This window comes from Roseibium sediminicola, from assembly GCF_023156505.1.
Classification (GTDB): Bacteria; Pseudomonadota; Alphaproteobacteria; order Rhizobiales; family Stappiaceae; genus Roseibium; species Roseibium sediminicola.
Genome location: NZ_JALNMJ010000017.1, coordinates 61805 through 80991 on the forward strand (window position 1 = coordinate 61805; position 19187 = coordinate 80991).

Annotated in this window: 17 protein-coding genes; 6 read left to right on the forward strand and 11 right to left on the reverse strand. The window is 62.8% G+C overall.

The features are described 5' to 3' along the window. Positions 1-7 precede the first annotated feature (7 nt). From M0H32_RS21050 to M0H32_RS21075, 6 genes are all read right to left on the reverse strand, one after another. Entirely contained in the window at positions 8-1315 is a 1308-nt protein-coding gene (locus M0H32_RS21050) for a TRAP transporter large permease (protein WP_248157376.1), read from the reverse strand. Beyond that, positions 1312-1872: a TRAP transporter small permease subunit gene (locus M0H32_RS21055; protein ID WP_248157377.1), complete on the reverse strand. Its 561-nt coding sequence runs from the start codon at positions 1870-1872 to the stop codon at positions 1312-1314. Before M0H32_RS21055 ends, M0H32_RS21050 begins: the two co-directional genes overlap by 4 nt. A 134-nt stretch (positions 1873-2006) precedes the next feature. Continuing rightward, positions 2007-3092, reverse strand: a complete 1086-nt coding sequence (locus M0H32_RS21060) for a C4-dicarboxylate TRAP transporter substrate-binding protein (RefSeq protein ID WP_248157378.1) — start codon at positions 3090-3092, stop codon at positions 2007-2009. A gap of 31 nt (positions 3093-3123) precedes the next feature. Then, on the reverse strand, positions 3124-3582 hold the full coding sequence (locus M0H32_RS21065; protein ID WP_248157379.1) for an OsmC family protein: 459 nt from the start codon (positions 3580-3582) through the stop codon (positions 3124-3126). A gap of 7 nt (positions 3583-3589) precedes the next feature. Beyond that, positions 3590-4270 (reverse strand): malonic semialdehyde reductase, encoded by a 681-nt coding sequence (locus tag M0H32_RS21070; protein WP_248157380.1) that lies wholly within the window; start codon positions 4268-4270, stop codon positions 3590-3592. After that, complete coding sequence (locus tag M0H32_RS21075) at positions 4267-5148, reverse strand: fumarylacetoacetate hydrolase family protein (protein ID WP_248157381.1); 882 nt, start codon at positions 5146-5148, stop codon at positions 4267-4269. Before M0H32_RS21075 ends, M0H32_RS21070 begins: the two co-directional genes overlap by 4 nt. A 102-nt stretch (positions 5149-5250) precedes the next feature. Here M0H32_RS21075 and M0H32_RS21080 point away from each other — a divergent pair, with 102 nt between their 5' ends. Further along, on the forward strand, positions 5251-5637 hold the full coding sequence (locus tag M0H32_RS21080; RefSeq protein WP_248157382.1) for a YciI family protein: 387 nt from the start codon (positions 5251-5253) through the stop codon (positions 5635-5637). Between the two features lie 458 nt (positions 5638-6095). Further along, entirely contained in the window at positions 6096-7373 is a 1278-nt protein-coding gene (locus M0H32_RS21085; protein WP_248157383.1) for a malonyl-CoA decarboxylase, read from the forward strand. 52 nt (positions 7374-7425) lie between these two features. On the opposite strand, the gene M0H32_RS21090 is transcribed toward M0H32_RS21085, so the two are convergent. The 3 genes from M0H32_RS21090 to M0H32_RS21100 are packed head-to-tail and all read right to left on the reverse strand — an operon-like array spanning position 7426 to position 11115. Continuing rightward, positions 7426-8415: an FAD:protein FMN transferase gene (locus M0H32_RS21090; protein WP_248157384.1), complete on the reverse strand. Its 990-nt coding sequence runs from the start codon at positions 8413-8415 to the stop codon at positions 7426-7428. Continuing rightward, on the reverse strand, positions 8415-10607 hold the full coding sequence (locus tag M0H32_RS21095; RefSeq protein WP_248157386.1) for a PepSY domain-containing protein: 2193 nt from the start codon (positions 10605-10607) through the stop codon (positions 8415-8417). Before M0H32_RS21095 ends, M0H32_RS21090 begins: the two co-directional genes overlap by 1 nt. A gap of 16 nt (positions 10608-10623) precedes the next feature. Next, positions 10624-11115 (reverse strand): DUF2271 domain-containing protein, encoded by a 492-nt coding sequence (locus tag M0H32_RS21100; protein ID WP_248157387.1) that lies wholly within the window; start codon positions 11113-11115, stop codon positions 10624-10626. A 153-nt stretch (positions 11116-11268) separates the two neighbouring features. Here M0H32_RS21100 and M0H32_RS21105 point away from each other — a divergent pair, with 153 nt between their 5' ends. The 3 genes from M0H32_RS21105 to M0H32_RS21115 all read left to right on the forward strand — a co-directional run bounded on the left by M0H32_RS21105 (position 11269) and on the right by M0H32_RS21115 (position 14505). Beyond that, entirely contained in the window at positions 11269-11925 is a 657-nt protein-coding gene (locus M0H32_RS21105; RefSeq protein WP_248157388.1) for a response regulator, read from the forward strand. Then, positions 11922-13247 (forward strand): sensor histidine kinase, encoded by a 1326-nt coding sequence (locus tag M0H32_RS21110; RefSeq protein ID WP_248157389.1) that lies wholly within the window; start codon positions 11922-11924, stop codon positions 13245-13247. Before M0H32_RS21105 ends, M0H32_RS21110 begins: the two co-directional genes overlap by 4 nt. A 436-nt stretch (positions 13248-13683) precedes the next feature. Then, complete coding sequence (locus tag M0H32_RS21115) at positions 13684-14505, forward strand: hypothetical protein (RefSeq protein ID WP_248157390.1); 822 nt, start codon at positions 13684-13686, stop codon at positions 14503-14505. Between the two features lie 38 nt (positions 14506-14543). Here M0H32_RS21115 and M0H32_RS21120 read toward each other — a convergent pair whose 3' ends face one another. Together M0H32_RS21120 and M0H32_RS21125 are read right to left on the reverse strand one after the other, a co-directional pair. Beyond that, positions 14544-16262 (reverse strand): right-handed parallel beta-helix repeat-containing protein, encoded by a 1719-nt coding sequence (locus tag M0H32_RS21120; protein ID WP_248157391.1) that lies wholly within the window; start codon positions 16260-16262, stop codon positions 14544-14546. 107 nt (positions 16263-16369) lie between these two features. Next, entirely contained in the window at positions 16370-17383 is a 1014-nt protein-coding gene (locus M0H32_RS21125; protein WP_248157392.1) for a class 1 fructose-bisphosphatase, read from the reverse strand. Between the two features lie 452 nt (positions 17384-17835). Between M0H32_RS21125 and M0H32_RS21130 the strand changes: the two genes are divergently transcribed. Then, positions 17836-19125: a hypothetical protein gene (locus M0H32_RS21130; protein WP_248157394.1), complete on the forward strand. Its 1290-nt coding sequence runs from the start codon at positions 17836-17838 to the stop codon at positions 19123-19125. Positions 19126-19187: the final 62 nt, after the last annotated feature.

Below are 19187 nucleotides of genomic sequence, written 5' to 3' on the forward strand. Positions count from 1 at the left end.
ACTTCCCTCAGTTCAGAATGGCAAGGCTGAGCGACGGCCAGCGGATCAGCGCGATCAGGACGACCAGCATGACCAGCGCGAACGGGAACGCGCCGACAAAGACGTCCTTCAGCGAGATCCGCGGATCGTTCAGCGTCGCCTTGATGACAAAACAGGAGATGCCGAGCGGCGGGGTCAGCAAGCCGATCTCGGCGCCAACCACCGTGACGATGCCGAACCAGACCAGCGACAGGCCCATCGGTTCGATCAGCGGCAGGAACAGCGGCACCACGATCAGGATGATCGAGGCGGTGTCGAGCAGCGTGCCGAGGAAGATCATCATCGCGACATAGATGACCATGACCCAGAAGAAGCTCATCTGCGTCTCGGTCAGAATGTCGCCTAGTTCATTGGGCAGGCCCGCGAGGCCCAGCATGCGGCTGTAGATCGAGGCCGCGGTGATCAGGAACAGGATCGACGCGGTGATGTGGCCGGTTTCAAGGAGCGCCTGCCAGAGCCCACGCCAGGAGAGCTTCTTCCGCACCCCCGCAATCAGCAGCCCGAGCAGGGATCCGGCCGCCCCCGCCTCCACCGGCGTCAGCCAGCCGGTATAGATGCCCCCGAGCACCGCCGTGATCAGGGCCAGGGTCGGCAGTGTCTTGTCGGCAATCTCGAGCAGCGACATCCATTCGCCGTCCTCCATCCTGCGCCCGCCGACATAGGCCGGGGTAAACCGGCCCATCAGGAAGATGGCAATCACATAGGCAATCGCCAACAGGATGCCGGGCACAACACCGGCCAGGAACATGTCGCCGACACTCTGTTCGGCCACGAAGGAATAGATGATCAGCATCGCCGAGGGCGGGATGATCATGCCGAGCACGGACGAGCCGGCCACCACACCGACGGCAAAGCGCGGATTGTAATCGAAGGCCAGCATCTGCGGCACGGAGACCTTGGAAAACACCGAGGCGGAAGCAATCGACGAGCCCGTGACAGCGGCAAAAACCGCGTTGGCGCCGACCGTTGCCATGCCGATGCCGCCCTTCACCCGGCGAAAACCGGAATTCATCACCTGGTAGATATCCGCCCCGAGCCCGGCCTTGGAGACGATCAGCCCCATGAAGGTGAACAGCGGCACGGTCGCGAAGGTGTATTCCATCACACTGTCGCCGATGGCGATCTTCAAGAGATTCACGGCGAGGTCGAAATTGTCCCGCATCAGCAGGATGGAGACGAAGGACACCAGGCCAAGGGCAATCGGGATATAGACGCCGAGATAGACCAGGACGACAATGGCGATGACCGACAGTATGCCGATTTCAATAGGGCTCACGCGGGATCCTCGGTCTTGTTGTGTTCAGCCTGTGCGTCGGCGGGGGTACCGCGCGAAATGACCTTGAGAACGAACAGCACCGTGCACAGCACCGCACTCAGATAGATCGCCAGCTTGATCGGCCACCAGGGGGCTGTGAAGACGCCCGGAACACCGAAAAAGTCCTTCGTTTCGAACATCTCGACGAATTCCGGCCAGATCGCAAAGGCAACAAGTGTCATGAACACGGCGGAGGCGAAATCGATTGCCCGCCGGAGTGCGTCGGCGAGCTTCGGCCGTGTCATCCGGAGGATCGTCAGGAAGCCGTCCGACCGGGTCAACCGGCCGGTCCGCACCACGTCCGGCAGCTGCAGGAACACGATCAGGACCATCGAAAACTGCACGACCTCGACGGCGCCGCGGAACGGGGCGTGAAAGAAACCTCGGGCAATGACGTCGTAATTCACCACCAGGATCAGCCCGAGCACGATCAGCGTGCCCGCGGCATTCGCGGTGATGGCCAACCAATTGGCGAGTTTTGAGACGGCGCGAGCGCCGACGAAAAGTGGACGCTGCATGAAGGTCGCCCGTCAGTCCTGAGTGAAGCCGTGAGTGTCGGAAAAGGACCATCGGTTTTCCGGCAATGCCGGAAAACCGATGCCGGGACAAGGCCGCCTTTCCAGGGGCACGGCCGGGTCCGATCGGATGAACGTTACTGGGTCAGCTCGGCGGACCAGTCACGCACGGGCGTGAAGCCGGCGTCTTCCAGTTTCGCCATATAGGCTTTCAGCATGTCGCTGCCCGGCTCGCCCTTGGCATCGAGATCGGCGGCCCATTCGACGGCGATGTTGGGCATGGCTGCGGCCCAGGCGGCCCGCTGGTCGGGTGCCATCTCGACTACGGTCCCGCCCGATTCCACATAGGCGGCCCGGCTTGCTTCCGCCCGGTCCATGGCAATCCCGGCGACATGGTCACGATAGGCAACGGCGACCTCCTGCAGGGCGGTTTTCACCTCGTCCGGCAGCTTATCCCAATAGTCCTTGTTGACCGTGATTGTCTTGGAATTGACCGCGCCGAGATCGGCCTTGAGCATATAGGGCGCGACCTCGGCGATCTTGAAGGTCTTGGCGGCTTCAGGCCAGAGCAGTGCGTTGTCGACCAGGCCGGTCTGCAGCATGTTGTAGAAATCCGTCAGGCCGCCGCGCACACCGGCGGCTCCTTCGATCCCTTCCAGATAACGCAGGTTCATGCCCGCGCCGGCAACCTTCTGGCCTTCCAGATCCTTGAGCGAATTGACCGGGTCCTTGGAAAACACCTGATAGGTGTCGAGCACCACGCCGGTCGCCAGGTAGACCTGGTTCTGGGCTTCGAACTCCTTCTGCATGGTCGGGAATTCCTTGGCGATCTCGTCCACCGCCTTGGCGACCGCCCTTGAATCAGGCGCGACAAACGGTGTCACCGCCGCGATCGCCTGGCTCGGCAGTTTGGAGGAATGGAAGATCGTGGTGACGATGCCGATGTCGCCGAGGCCAAGCTTCACCCCTTCCAGAACGCCTTTCGGCTTGACGATGGAACCGCCATAGCTCTCCTGCCAGTCCATCTTGTAATTGCCGGTTTCCGCCAGGCGCTTGTCGACTTCCGGAATGAAGAAGTTGGTGAACTCCTGCACCCACAGAGCACGCGCCGGATACCCGTCAATGACAACCGCCTTGATGGTTTCCGTTGCAAAGGACGGCAGGGCGGTTGCGCTCAAGAGCGCCAGAGCCAGCGCGCTCCGCCGGGTCAATTTTCCAATCATGGCATTCTCCTCCCAAAGAATTCAGAGCCAGTCAGGCTTTCTGCCAGACCGTCTCCAGGGCCGTTCCCGCCTGTTCGAAGAGTTTCGACAGAGGGCAGTATTTGGCGACGTCGTCCGCGACCCGTTGCAGGTCGTCCTCCGAAAGCGACCCGTCGCAGGTCACCACCTGGCGCAGCGCGACAAAGGGCACGTCGATCTCTTCCTCAAGAGTGACGCCCCTGCGGTCAAAGGCGCAGGCAATTTCAATCGTCAGGTGTCCGAGTTCGACACCCAGGCGCTTGGCACATTTGTGCCCGATCACATTGGTGCAGCCGGCCAGCGCCGCCAGTGCGGTTTCGGTCGGTGCCGGACCGAGATTGGTCCCGCCCCGGGCTGCCGGTTCGTCGATGGAGAAGGTCAGGTCCCGGATGCCGATATCCGTCCGCGAATGACTGTGGCCATGGGCCTTCGCCTTCAGCTCCACAACGGTCTTTTCCCTGAGCCTCACCATCGCCGCCTCACAGGAACCGGCAGGCCGTGTCGAAGGGCAGGCGCGGCAGTTTCTGGAACAGCGCCGTTTCGTCGGCGTAGCCGAGATTGCAAAGGAAGTTCGATTTCAGCGTCGTGCCGGCGAAGAATTCCTCGTCGACGATCTTGTTGGAGAAGCCGGACATGGCACCGACGTCGAGGCCCACGGCCCGCGCCGCAATCATGAAATAGGCACCTTGCAGCGTGCCGTTCCTGAAGGCGGTTACCTCTGCATGCTCGGGCTTGCCTTCGAAATGCGGCCGGCGGTCCTCATGCGGGAACAGATAAGGCAGCTCTTTCCAGAATTCGAGGTCATGCGCGATGATCACGGTCACCGGTGCCGACATCATCTTGTCGACATTCTTGTCTTTCAGCGACTTGGCCAGCCGCTTCTTGGCTTCCGGCGTCTCGATGAAGAAAAACCGGGCCGGGCAGGAATTCATGCTGGTCGCGCCGGCGGCAGTGATGTCGTAGATCGTCTCGAGCAGCTCCCGCGCCACAGGTCTGTCCTGCCAGGCGTAATGCGAGCGGGCGGTTCTGAGGATCAGGTCGATGCTGTCGTCGTCGAGCCGGCCGATACGCGTGCGCAGAGACCGGATCTCCTGCTGCGCTTTCGCGCGCAATCTTGCAAGAGCATCTCCGGTTGGAGCCTTGGAGGCGATCATGCTCATTCCGCTGCCTCCGTTGCCCGGACATCCTCCTCGGCCACGACCGGATTGGCGCAGACGCCGATGCCCTCGATCTCGACCTCGACCGTCTCGCCGGGCCTGAGCCAGCGCGGCGGCTTCTTGGCATGGCCGACGCCCGGCGGCGTGCCCATGGCGAGATAGTCGCCCGGCTCCAGCGTGGTGAACTCGGAAACGGTCGCGATCGTGCGGGCAACGCTCCAGAGCATGTCGGAGGTGGTTGCGCTTTGCAGGATTTCCGAGCCGACCCGGGATTCGATCTTCAGTCCCTCGGCGCCTTTGGGCAGCTCGTCGGGCGTCACCACGACCGGTCCGACCGGTCCGGTGCCATCGAAATTCTTGCCCGGCGTCCATTGATGGGTCTTGCGCTGGTATTCGCGCACGGAGCCGTCGTTGAAGAGCGTATAGCCAAAGACATGGTCGAGCGCGTCGTCTTCGGCGATATGCTTGCCGCCCTTGCCGATGATGACCATCAGCTCTGCTTCATAGTCGAGCTGTTCGGAACAGGACGGGCGCACCATCGGCGCGCCGGCCGGGATCATCGAGGTGACGGACCGCATGAACAGGGCCGGATAGGTCGGCACGTCATAGCCGCCTTCCTTGATGTGATCGACGTAGTTGAGGCCGAGACAGATGATCTTGCCGGGCCGCGCAATCGGAAGCCCGGGCGTGAGCGAGGACAGCGGCTCCGCATCGACCTTGTCGCGCTCTGCTACAAGAGCGTTGAGGTCGACATGCCCATCAACAATGGCTCTTAGATCCGGACCGACCCGACCATCCGCCATCGTCAGGCTCCAGGCCCAGTCGCCCTCGACGAGATAGACCCCCTGCCCCGACACGCCAGTCCCAACCATCAATCGCATATCTGCCTCGGTGTTTCCTAATTTTTTGATACTTTGACGACTATTTTTAACATTGTCAAATAATATCGATTTTTTTAGAGTGATCGAAACGGGAGGATCCTGATGCCGAAATGGATGGAATACAAACGCATCGCCAAGGAGCGCGGAGCACTGGCCCTGGAACTTTATGTGGTCAATTCGGTACCCGCCGGACCGGACGTCGATCTGCCCGGCACCTTGCCGGATCACCTTGCCTACCAGACCAAGCTCGAAGCCGAGGGCAAACTGGCTTTTGCCGGCCCAGTCTCCGATGCCACCGGCGAGAACATGACCGGCGAAGGCCTGATCATCTACCGGGCAGCCTCGCTCGAAGACGCTAGGGCGCTGGCGGAGCAAGACCCGATGCATCAACACGGTGTCAGAACCTTCACCATCCGCCGCTGGCTGATCAACGAAGGCAGCTTCACGCTGTCGGTCGGCCTGTCTACGGGCAAGGCCGAGCTTTCCTGATCCGGAAGATGTCCAGTGTCGACGGAAGAGCCTGTTCGATGGCCTTGGCTGCCCTCTCATCCCGCACGCGCGGAGCACTCTAATTTGCCAGACTCGCGACAAATTTCGGCGTCACCCCGGGCGAACGAAGCCAGACCCGGGGCCTACTCGTTTGCAGAGAGCATGAGAGGAGGTACTGTTTGAAGACACCCCCTACGCTTTGGCAAGCCGAACTGCGAGTGGGTCCCGGCTCGCGCTACGCTTGGCCGGGATGACACCGTAGGTAACGTCTTCTCCAACAGCTTTGACGAGGAAACACATTTGGCAAAGCTCGGGGCTCGGTCTGGAAACTGTCAAACAGCGGTCTGGCATTCACACCCTCCTCAGCCTCCCTCCTTTGGACAATTGGGCGACCCGGCCAGAACACCTATGTTTCCAATGACCCTCAGCCAAGGCCAACGATTGTTCCGGAGCGTTCCATGTCCATTTTCGGCGATCTGCTGTCGACCGTCTTCGAGCGCCGCAGCCTGACCTTTTCCCCTGGCCGCCGCGACGCGCGGCCGATGGAGGAACTGATCGGCGCGCTGGTGGGCGCGACGGGCGAAGTCACCGGCCTGTCGCTCGCTGCCAGCATCCTGCAGCGCTACCAGGAGATGGATGACGACGGCAAACTGGCCTTCTTCCAGCACCTTGCCGGGGACATGAACATCGATCCGGACAAGGTGCGCGCAACGCTCGAAGCCTATGAGGCCGACCCGTCGAAGCAAAGCTACCGCGCGTTCATGGCCGCCGTCGAACCGGACCGGCAGGAGCTGATCCGGCGGCTCAACCAGATCCCGGGCGCGACGGAAATGCTGGTCCGAATGCGCGCCGATTTGTTGCGCCTTGGCGGCAAGGACCACGCGCTGCAGGCACTGGACCAGGATTTCCGCCATCTGTTCGTCTCCTGGTTCAACCGGGGCTTCCTGGTGCTGCGCCCGATCAGCTGGGAGAGCCCGGCCCATATTCTGGAAAAGATCATCGCCTATGAGGCGGTCCACGAGATTGCCAGCTGGGAAGACCTTCGCCGCCGCCTCGTGCCGGGCGACCGGCGTTGCTTTGCCTTCTTTCACCCGGCGATGCCCGATGAGCCACTGATTTTCGTGGAAGTGGCCCTGACGAGCGAGATCCCGGGCTCCATCCAGGATCTCCTGGCCGAGGACCGTGAGCCGATCACGGCGGACAAGGCCAAGACGGCGGTGTTCTATTCGATCTCCAACTGCCAGGAAGGCCTTGCAGGCATTTCCTTCGGCAATTCCCTGATCAAGCAGGTTGCCGCGGATCTGGCAACCGAGCTGCCGGGCCTGAGGACTTTCGTAACCCTGTCGCCGATCCCCGGCCTGACACGGTGGCTGGTTGACGAGGACATCCCTTTTGCCGAGGCCGGCGAGAAACAGCTGCGCCAGCTCGCCGCCCATTATCTCCTTTCTGCCAAGCGTGGTGACGGTCAGCCGCTCGATCCCGTCGCCCGGTTTCATCTCGGCAACGGCGCACAGGTCCATGCGGTTCATGCGGAAGCCGACATTTCCGAAAAGGGGCGCGTGCAGTCGGCCGGCGTGATGGTCAATTACCTCTACGACCTCGGCAAGGTCGCTCAGAACCACGAGCGTTTTGCCAACCAGCAGGAGATTGCAGCCTCGTCGGACATCAGAAACCTGGACGCGGCAGCCAGGAAACAGGATTTGAGGCGTAAGCTGCAGGAAGATGCTGAGGGGTAGCCCTGCCGCCCCCTTCTGCTCCCGATCATGTCGCCTTTGCAAGGCGCTCCTTTCAGGCATCCGGCTCTGGCAACAGGCCGGGATCGGTTGCCTTGAGCTCGATCTCGCCGCGCTCGTTGCGGATCACGAAGATCGCATCGAGGCCGGTCTTCCGGGCGCAGGCCAAGCCCTTCTCCCATCCCAGAACCATCAACGCGGTCGCCCAGGCATCTGCTTCCATGCAGGTGTCCGCCAGGACGGAGACCGACAGGACACCGTTGCAGACCGGCTGACCTTGTTGTGGGTGCATTGTATGCGAGACCGTTTGTCCAGCGATGATCCGCATCTGCCGGTAGGACCCCGAGGTCGCAATCGCTGTGTCGGCAAGCTCTATGGCAAAGGCGCTGTCACGCACGCCCTCGACCGGCTTCTCCAGGCCCACGCACCACGCATCGCCACCAGGCTTGCATCCCGATGCCCGGACTTCGCCGTCAATGGACACCAGGTGATCGGAAAGACCCCAGCGGTGCATCACACGACTGAGGCAATCGACACCATAGCCCTTGGCGATGCCGCACAGATCCAGTTTGCAGTCGGACAAACGGCGCAGGCGCTTGCCCTCCCGGTCAAGTTCGACCTGGCGCGCCAGGCTGCCCCAGCTTTCCCGCAAACGGACCACTTCGGCCCCATCGTCGCAGGCAACGGGACCGAAGCCCCAGGCACAAACCAGCTCGCCGACAAACGGATCGAAGGCACCGTCGCTGCCGATGCTGGTTTTCAACGCGGCATGGACGACCGCAAACATGTCCTCCGGCAGATCGACCCACTCCCCGGCCGGCGTCCGGTTGAACCGGTTGAGATCCGAACCCGGTTTCCAGGGCGACATCTGCGCGTCCACCCGGTCGACTGCCGCTTGCAGCTCCTCCTGGAGGGAGACTAGATCAACCGGCAGCTGGGACTGGAAGACCACCGAAAAGCGTGTCCCCATGGTCGCCCCGCTGAGGGCGCTGCGCTGTGACATCATGCCGGCAACCACCGCCGGAAGAGAAAGATCGGGGATCATCAGTAAACGTCCTCCAGATAACGGCCGTCGGCCTTCAGTTTGGTCACAGTGAGGCCCAGCGGTGCGAGCACATCCTCGAAGGCGTCGCGGACGCCGTCCGCCATGCCCCGGCCACCGCAGATCATGATGTGCGCGCCTTTCTCAACGATCCGCCGCAGCTCTCCGGCTTCGGCGCGCAGGGCATCCTGCACATAGGCGCCGTCCGGCACGCGGGAGAAGCTGAGCCGGGCCCGCTGCAGCCGGCCTTCACCGATCAGCGCCTCGATCTCCTCGCCGTAGAGCAGATCGGAGCCCGGATCGCGGCTGCCCGCGAAGAGGTAGGCTGCCTTTTGCGGCCGGTTGCCCCGGGCCATGCCGACCAGGGGCGCGACCCCGGTTCCTGCACCGATCAGGATCAGCGGCGCCTTGCCGTCCGGCAGGTTGAAACGGCTATTGCCCTTGATGAAGCCCGTGATCCGGTCGCCCGGAATCAGGTCGCAGAGCTGGTTGGAGCACAGCCCGCCCGGCTGTTTGCTGACGGCGATTTCCAGGTATCCGTCCGCCGTGCTGGAGGCGAGCGAATAGAAGCGCGGCACGTCCGAGCCTGCCGGCAGGATGCCGATCAGGTCACCGGCCCTGAAGGCAGGCAGCCCCTTCGTTCCGGCGGCGGCCCGGAAGCGCAGCACCGATTTGGGTGTCTGATAGGCCTGGCCGTAATCCCGGCGGCTGACACATTCGAAGTCGGACAGCTCCGGCAGCTCGGCTTTGTGCGCGACGTCCAGATCAATTCCGATGGTTTGACCAAACGCCCGGCTCCAGGCGGCAAATTGCTGAGTGGACTGGCGATCAACCGTTGCCAGCTCAAGAAGCGGGTCCAGTCCCTTGTCCTTGAGAGCCTTCTCGACGTCGCCCGCATAGGCGCAGAAGGCCGGAAAACTGCGGTCGCCGAAGCCGACCACGGAACCGGCAAGTCCCGGAGCGGCCTTGAATGCCGGCAACCTGGCGAGGAAACGGCAGGCGGAGGCAGGCGCGTCGCCGTCGCCATAGGTGGCCGCGAGCACGATGAGCCTCTTCGCGGCCGGATAGGACTTCGCAAGATCGTTCATGGCGGCGGTGTGGACGCACTGGCCTTCGGCCTTCAGCGCGGCATGCAGGCTTCGGGCAAAGCCCCAGGTGGTGTTGCCTTCGCTGCCGACCAGGATCACGGTCTCGGCCCGCGCCGCGGGATCGTTGCCGGCAATGCGCACCGGCTTGCGGATCCGCGCCGCCCAGGTGGCGAGGCCCGAGACAAACAACACCGGCACGCAAAGACCCGCCCACCCCAGGACCAGGGCATAGGCCCAGGTGTCCTGGCCGGTATGCAGGGTGAAGGCCAGTTGATAGAGGCTTTGCGCCGGAGTGTTTTGGGTGAACGCGACAAGTTCACCGGTCGCCTGATCGATCGATCCCGTGCCCGCCGCCGTTGTCAGCGAGAAGACGTCATAGGGATCGCCCTTGGCCGGAAAGGTCAGCTCGCGCAGATCGGCCAGGCCCAGATCCTTCAAAACCGGCATTTCGGTGACGGCCATGGCCGGACCGCCGGAAGACTCAGCGAAGGTCATGAAACCGTCCAGCGCCGGAGCCCCGACAAGACCAAGCGTGGTCATCGACATGAAAAGACCGGAGACCGCCAGCAGGACGATTCCGGCAAGGGCAAACCGGCCCGCCTCCACATGAAGGCGCTGCGCGAACGTGCCTTGCGAGGGTTTGAGAAGACGTTTCCAGCTGCCGCTGCGCTTGACCAGCAGCAGCAACCCGCCAACGGAGAGCAGGATCATAACGGCGGCACCCGTGCCGGTGGCGATCCGCCCCGCCTCTCCGGCAAAGAGCGACCGGTGCAGCTCGGTCAGCGTGAGGAAAAACGGCGACGGTTCATAGGCGCCGAGGCTCGCACCCGTTGTCGGGTCCACCAGATCGGCGGCCATGCCCGTTTCGCCTGCGTGATAGACGATCACCTCCCCGCCCGCCTTCTGCACCAGGCGCTGCGGCTCTGTGAACCCGGCGGCAACGCCCGCCACCAGCTCGGCGACGGAGCTTTCAGCCGCGGCCACTGGCGCTGGCGACGCCAGGCGGGAGACAGCCGGTTCCAGTGACAGAACGCTGCCGGTCACGGCCATGAAAGTGACCAGAACGCCGGCAAGCAGGGTCGGCCAGGTGTGCAGGGATCTCAGCATCGGCGCGGCTCCGCTGTTACATTTTCACCGAAAGTTTGCTGACGAATCCGCCCCCGCCGGCGCTGGCACCGTTGGTCAGCGGCACGGTGGCATCGCGCGGCTTGTCGCCCCAATCCTCGACCGAGGCATCGACCACCACCTTGTAGCCGGCATCGATCAGGGCATCGGCGACATTGGCCCGCACCGTCAGGGAGCGGCCGCTGCCGACGCTGGCACCGGTGAGACCGTCGATGGAGCCGCCGGCGCTGGAAATACCGCGGGCCCAGCCTTTCAGGTGCCGGTAGTATTTCGACTTCCTGCCGGAAACCCAGAGCGTCTGCTGGTAACGGCCGGAACCGTCGACCAGATAAACGGCCAGATAAGCGCCCGGGCCGCGGTAGGTTTTCATATCCACCGTAACGGCGACGTCCTTGGCCATCGCGGCGCCTGGAACGATCAGGGCGGATGAGAGCAAAAGAGCAGCTGCGCCTGTCCTCATGGCACTTGTCTTCAGGGCGATTTTCTTCATGGCGAGTTGATCCTGGTTGCGTTAGACGCCACAAGAAAACGGGACCAAGCTGACAGGCACCTGAAGAAAAGGGAAAAACCCGTTCAGTCTGGTGTCAGGTTTGTGTGCCTGTTTCCGGTATTCGGTTCCGGCAACATGAGTGGGGAGGACGGCTTGCGGGTCTTGCTGATCGAGGACGATGTCATTCTGGGAGAGGCGATCCGCGACCATGTGGTCATGCAGGGCCATGGCGTCGACTGGGTGAAACGCCTCGACGAGGCCGCGCTGGCACTTGACGCCGTGCCTTACGAACTCCTGCTTCTCGACCTCAACCTGCCCGACGGCCTTGGCCTGACCTTCCTGAAAACCCTGCGCAAGAAAGGCAATGAAGTGCCGGTGATCATCGTCACGGCCCAGGACCAGGTTGCCATGCGCATCGTGGGCCTCGACAGCGGTGCCGACGATTATCTGGTCAAGCCTTTCGATCTTGCCGAGCTGCGTGCCCGCCTGTCCGCGGTCGCCCGCCGATATGCCGGTGCGCCCAACCCGGAACTGACCATCGGTGACGTCACCCTGGACCTCACCCGCAAACACGCCGAGCGCGGCGGCAAGCCGGTTGAGCTGACCGCGCGCGAATGGGCCGTGCTGGAACGGCTGCTGCGCCACAAGGGCGGCATCGTCTCCAAGCCGGACATCGAGGAAAGCCTCTATGCCTTTGGCGCGGAGGTGGAGAGCAACACGGTGGAGGTCTATGTCAGCCGGCTGCGCAAGAAGATCGGCGCCGGGGCCATCACCACCGTGCGCGGCCTCGGTTACAAGGCCGGCGCATGACACGGCCGCTCTCCATCACCCTGCGCCTGTCACTTCTGCTCGGTCTGTCGACATTGCTCTTGTGGCTCGGCGCGGCGGCGATTGCCGTCCTGGTGCTGAAACACGAGCTGACGGAAACCTTTGACGACGCGCTTCGCCAGAGCGCGCTGCGCCTTCTACCACTCGCCGTGCACGAACTGCGCGAACCGGACGAAGACGACGAATACCGTGTGCCAGGACTGGAAGGCCGCGACAGCGCCAATTTCGGTTATCTGATCCGCGACCCGCGCGGCCGCACCCGTCTCGTTTCAGGTGACGTGCCGCCCACAAGCTCCATCCCCTCTCCCGCTCCGGAAGGGTTCTTCGATCTCGACGGACGGCGCGCGCTGTCGCTGACCGATCCGCGCCGCGGCTACAGCATTCTCCTTGTGGAAACCGGCAGCCACAGGCAGGACGTCCTGTTTGACGCCGCCCGCGCCTTGCTCCTGCCGCTCGCCGCCCTGTTGCCGCTGATTGCGCTCGGCATCTGGGCCACGGTGCGCTTCGCCATGCGTCCTCTCGGGCGCCTGCGTAACGAAATCGCCGAGCGCGGCGGCGGCAATCTCAAGGCAATCCCGACCGATGGTCATCCAAGGGAACTGGCACCGATCGCCGAAGAGATCGCCAGTCTGCTCAGCCGCCTACGCGCCGCGCTCGATGCCGAACGCTCCTTTTCCGCCATGAGCGCCCATGAACTGCGCACGCCGATTGCCGGCGCCCTTGCGCAGGTGCAGCAGCTGCGCGCCGAACTCGGCGACCTTCCCCAGGACGCGCGTGCCCAATCCGTCGAAGACGCCTTGAAGTCGCTGGCGACGCTGTCGGAAAAACTGCTGCAGCTTGCCCGCCTGGAATCGGGTTTTGCCCGGGCGGAGACGCCGACCGACCTGTTGCCGGTGCTGAAACTGCTGCTCAGGGAGGCAGGCGACTGCAAGTTTGACCTGCGGGAGGGAGCCGATCTGACCCTTTTCGTCAATCCGGACGCCTTCAGCATTCTGCTGTCCAACCTTCTCCAGAACGCCCGCAAACACGGTGGCGTTTCCCCGGAAATCACCGTCATTGCGGGGCCCGGAAAACGGCTCAGTGTCGCCAATTCCGGCCCGGTGGTTGCTCCGGAAACGCTGGAAAAACTCGGTCGCAAATTTGTCCGTGGCGACACCACCGCCCGCGGCACCGGCCTCGGCCTCGCATTGGTCAAGACCATCGCCGAACAGACGGGCGGCAAGGTCACCTTCCTGTCGCCACGGCCGGGGCATACCGGCGGGTTCGAGGCGGTGGTCACCTGGCCAGTTGTACCGCGGTCCTGAAGACGAAGCGGCCTCTTCGCTTACACCTCTCTCCCCCTTGGAGGAGACACGCATATGGCAGACACGCCACAAATATCGGGGGCACCCCGGGCGACAACGTGAGACCCGGGCCCACTCGTTTGCAGAGGGCATGAGAGGAGGCACTCCTTGAAGACACACCCTAAGCTTCGGCGAGCGGATCTGCGAGTGGGTCCCGGCTCGCGCTGCGCTTGGCCGGGATGACACCGAGGGTGATGTCACTCTCAACAACTTTGGCAAGGAAACACATGTGGCAGAACTTGGCGCACTCTCATTCCATAGACGCCCGTATTTTTCCCAAGATTGATGGACGGGCCAAAAACGGTTGAACTGATGTCGTCGGCAACATCTCTGGAATGTGGTGACGGTCTTCCTGGCGGGGACGATGGCGGACCACGCATGGTGAAAGCAATTTGCGATGCGGGAACTGGACTTCACTTCCGATACGTCTGACGTGGCGACGCTCTTTCAGACGGTGGAGAGACATGACTGCGGATATCTGCTCGATTTCCACAGCCACAACCTGTTCGGCCACACGCGCATAGGGCATCTTGGCACCAGCCAGCGCGCGGATCTGGCCGCGAAACTGAATGAGGACCTTAAAGCCCAGAATTGTCAGACCGCCATCGCCGCAAGCGACAAGGACCCGGACGGATTTGCACGGGCCGACGCCTTTATCGAGCCCATGCCGATCGCCCATGTGGAAAGCGGCCTCGCCGGAGACATGGCCCAGTTTCTGTTCCGGACCTGGATCCGCAACAGGGGCGTGGTGATGCCGGACCGGGAGCTGACCCGGCTCAGCCCCTGGCTGCTCCTGACCCTGCCCGACGCCCCTGCCGGCGATGTGCCCCATGTCACTTTCATCGGCAACCAGTCGTCCTTTGTGAAGTTTTTCCCGCAGTCCATCGACATGGACGCCTACAGATCGCCCGCCGACTGCCTGCCTAAGGATTACCGGCAGGGCGTCGCCGAGGCCTATCACTGGGCCTTTGAGGGGGAACCCTGTTTCGACATCCAGCGCACCGGATACATCCTGGGCGAAGGCCTGCCTGACATGACCCTGCAGCGGCTGCTCCTGCGTTTCGAGACCAAGACCGGCCTTGCCCGGGTCTTCTCACTGGTCACCCTTTTGGAAATGCACTCACGGCCGTTCGATTCCAACCGGACCGATCACAGGCGCTGGCGCCAGCACGGCCTCAGCTGGCACCCGGCCTATCAGGTCTCCGGTCCGCCGGGCTGAGGTGAGACGCGCCAAGATCCGCAATTGCGGGCTTTAGGCTATGAAACGGCCAGGTCTCCAATTTCGTCATCTCCGCCCGTCTCTGGAGCCGTCGATTTCCGAAATTGCGGGTTCAGCGTCACGAACAGCGGGTCTTTCAGCGTGAACAGACCCTCTGCCTGCCAGGCGCCGACAACAGTTCCTTTCCCACCAACGGTCTGCTCAGCCCCGTCGGGAGCCAGCACCTTGACTTCAAGGCTTTCGGGGATGGCGACCTCCTTGCCACCATCAAGTGCACCCGTAATTCGCAGCCCCACCGGATCGCCGAAAGCACCGCCGTCAAACTTCGGCTTGTAGCCGCGCGCGTTCACCCCGACCGGATAGCCTGCCTTCCGCGCCGGGTCCGGGAAACTCGGGTGGTTGATCATGTCGCCGTCAAAGGTGATTCCGAGCCTGTTCCAAAATTTCGTAAACCGCTTTTTTTCAGAGGCCTTCACCTCGGCGTGCTCCGCGTAAGCGTCGTGAACCGCCTCCCAGCCCTTGCCGAACGGTGCGGCCACATTCGTTGTCACCTCATCGTCGTCGCCAAAATAGGCAACCACGTTGTTCATGTGGACAAGGTCAGAGAGCCGCTTCTTCTTGAACAAGGGACCGCGCAGTACGTAGGTGTTGTTGAGAATGTAATGCGGCCCGAGGGCCTCGTGCACACCGCCAAGCTTGTAGACCCGGCCACGATTCCGCTGATCGTTTTCCGGTCCCGGCCGGTGCCGGTTCCAGATCAGATTGCCGTATATGTAATAAAACCCCGACCGTGTCGGCTCGAAGGAAAAGGCGGCGAAACAGTCGGCAAAACAATTGTGACGGACGGTCCAGTTGATGGCGAAATATTCCGGCTCGACCGCGTTGTCGCGAATGCGGACAAACCAATTGTTCTCGATCAGGATATTGCGGGAGTAGGCCTCCTGCTCGTCCTCTCGCGCCGTGTTGAAGAAATGAATGCCGTTAAAGGCATCCAGAATGCAATTGTCCCGGAAAACGGCATAGCCAGCAATGTTCCAGGCGCGGAAGAAGTCGCCATCGTAAGCCCGGGCATCATCCGGCAGCACAAAATCTTCGGTCTCGGCCTTGTAGCCGTGAACCTGCGTCCACAAGAGCTGTGACCACAACGCGCCGCCGGGAGCTGTGTTCGGAGGTGGTGGGGTCAGTTTCTGGTTCCGGCGCAAATCCTTCAGATCCGCCTCCCCCTGGCCGCTCGGGTCCTGGATCCAGTCGCATCCCTCGATCAGAAGATGGCGCGTGTCGGTCCCGACCGCACCGAACGCGAAGGTCCCTTCGCGAAAATGCAAGCGCCGCAGGGTCAGGCTCTGGCAATTGTCGATATAGACAGCCGTCGGCCAGCAATTTTTGAAGCTCAGATCCTCCAGCACCACCCATTGGCAGTCCTTCAGGAAGAGAGCGGCTTCATCAGCAATGTAATGCAGGCCCGGCAGCCGTCCCGCGGCCTGCTCGACGCGGGCAATGTTGTTGCCGGTGCAGCGATAGTCTTCGAAATCAAGGCCATTGCCGAGAACGCTTGCGGTCCAGATTTCAGGCTCTTTGTCGTCCTTGTCTCTCGCCAGCGCGGTTCCCCGGATCCGGATTGGATGCTTCGGCGTGCCGCGCAGGCCCTGGAGCGTAATCGGCTGGTCGTAATTGCCCGCGTCGAGCGTGAGCCTGTCCCCGGCCCGCAGCTTCTGAACCACTTCTTGAACGGTTCTGCTATCTGCCGAATGTTCCATATCGCCCCCACAACCGCGCGACAAAGACGCAACTTCCCCTTGTGAGAAATAGAGCTTGTTACGGGAGCAAATGCAACTCGTCCGCATGCCCTGGGACGCGGACCTGCTCAGCCATCGGCCTCAAGGTGATAGCTGTCGATCAGTTCGACTTCGGCCTTGCTGCCCAGGATGACGGAAATCCGCTGGTGATGCCCGGCCGGCTGTTCGTCGAGAATGCGCGAGCGGCCGGTCGAGGCCTTCCCGCCCGCCTGTTCGATGATGAAGCCCATCGGATTGGCTTCGTAAAGCAGGCGCAGCTTGCCGCCCATGGAGGCGTTGTTGGCATCCTTGGGATAAAGAAAAACACCGCCGCGCATCAGGATCCGGTGCACCTCGGCGACCATGGACGCTATCCAGCGCATGTTGAAGCTTTTGCCGCGCGGCCCCTTCGGCCCCTCCAGGCATTCCTCGACATAACGCCGGATCGGCGGCTCCCAATGGGAAAAGCGCGACGCGTTGATGGCGAATTCGGCGGTCTCTTCCGGCAGTCTCATGTCCGGAAAGGTCAGCAGGAACTCGCCCGAGCCGATCTTCTGGGTGAAGCCGTTGACGCCGTTTCCGGTCGACAGGATCAGAGAGGTCGACGGACCGTAGAGCGCATAACCGGCGCAGATCTGCTTGGATCCCTTGATCAGGACCACGTCGTTGGAGAGATCCGTGATGTCCTCGTCCAGCTCGACCACGGAAAAGATCGACCCGACCGACATGTTGACATTGAGGTTGGACGAGCCGTCCAGCGGATCGAAATAGACCAGGTAGTCGCCCTTTTTCGGCGTGTCCTTCAGCCAGATGACATTGTCGATTTCCTCAGACACCAGCGCCGCCACCCGCGAGCAGTTGGACAGGTGGCTGAGGAAGATGTCATTGGCGATGACATCGAGCTGTTTCTGGGTCTCGCCCTGGACGTTTTCCGTCTCGGCCGTGCCCAGAATATCCAGAAACGGTCCGTTGCGAATCTGGTGCGCGATGATCCGGCAGGACGTGCCGATATCCTCGATCAGCATCATCAGTTCGTGCCCGAGGCCGTGCTTTTCCTCTTCCTGGAGCAGGAACTTGCGAAGGGTCAGGCGATCGATAGTCATGGCGGCATTCCCGTTGGTCCGGTGTTGGGCACACATTCGTTTATCGCAGCGCAAAAGGAAAGGCCGGTGTTGGCAAGATCAGTAACACAATCCCCACGGTGTCATCCCGGACGCAGCGCAGCGGAGATCCGGGACCCACTCGCTGATCCGTTTGCCGAAGCTTTTGTCACTCCATCAGGGCGGTGCCCTCATGCCAAGGCTCTGCAAACGAGTAGGCGCCGGGTCGCGCTTCGCTTGCCCGGGGTGACACCAGTGTTTGCAGCACGCTTTTACGCAAGTCCCATAGGCGGCCCTGCAAAGATGTGCTCTGTGCCCGTCTCCCCCACCCGGCAATTCCTGCCGCCCCTTCAGGTCCCCTGTGCATATCGGCGAAGGAATCAGTTGGCCGCGTTGCCGGCGTCAGGGGCAAGGCGCAGGGTTGAGCTGTTGGTTTTCCGCTGAAAGAGGATGCGATGGCAACGCGGGATAGGATGGCCGGGCAGACACAGCTGGCTCTGGACGAACAGCCGGAGCGCTCCCTGCCGCCCACATACGCAACCTATGAATGGACCGGTGAAGGCCTCAGCGAACGCTGCGGCAGCGACGCCATTGTCTATGCCTATTGGGACCGGCCCTTTGCCTGCACGATCCGCCGCCAGCACCGCGAGGACCAGGACCTTCTGCCGGACTGGCCCATGCTCGACGCCACGGATTACGGCCGGACCGCCGGCGACAAGAGCGTGCTCGCCCATCATCCGCGCACGCTTGGCACCGGCATCGCCGCCGGGCCCGGCGCCGAGGCGGCCGTTACCGACTATCTCCTGTCGCTGCCGCGTCTGCTGACGCGCCTCGCCGCCCCCTTTGGCGACCAGCAATGGCTGCTGCTCGATCTCTTCCGCCGCTCGTCCGATCTCTGGAAGCTGGTGCACCGGCAGACAGCCCTCGGCCGCCTCGGCACCCTGTCGCTGACGCTGGAACTTTTCAGCACCGCTGGCCGGACCGCCCCCCGGCAACGGCAGAATTTTGCCGAATTCCTGTCGCTCTCCACAAGGGAGATCGTCCTGCACCGCTTTCTCGGCAAGCGTCCGGCCCCGGCCCTGCTCGCCGCGCTTGAGCGTTTCCCTCCGGGTGTGAGCCTGCTGGAGGACCGTGACCTCAAGGCCGCCTTTACAGCGGCCGCCGAGACCAGCGTTCCGGACAGCATCGCCCGCCTGGAGGACAAGAAGGTCAGGGCCATCCTCTCAGACACCGGCTGGGAGGCGATGCTGGACGCCCACGCGCTGATCGACGGGGGCGTCTCCCTGCCCCGCCTGATCGCCACAATCAATGCCGGCCTGCGCAATCTGACGGAGACGGAACGGCCGGGCGCGCTGAAAGGCCTTGCCCAGGTCCGCGCGCCGCAATCCCTGCAATGGTGGCTGGCGCACTGGACCATGCTTGCCGGCCGCAGCCGCTCCTTCCCCGAATCGCCGATCCCGCCGTCGCCCTTGCTGAGCCCGCTCACCAGCGCCGCGGAGCTGACCCTTGAAAGCCGGCGCATGCGCAACGGCGTCGACCGCTTCCTGGCCGACGTGCTCGCCGGAGACCTCTATTTCTACCACTTCGACGGCGCCCCGGCGGCAACGATCTGCCTGGCGGCAACGGGCAAGGACGACTGGGTCCTGCTGGAGGTGCTGGGCGAGGACGGGGTGCCGATCCAGGAGGAGGCGTATCAGGAGATTGTGCCGACCTTGTTGTCGCAGCAAGTGGCAAGGCGGGAGTGATATTCGGATCGAAGAAACCGAACACCTTGTTTAGGCCGCCTTTCGGAAGCCAACGCGGCGTT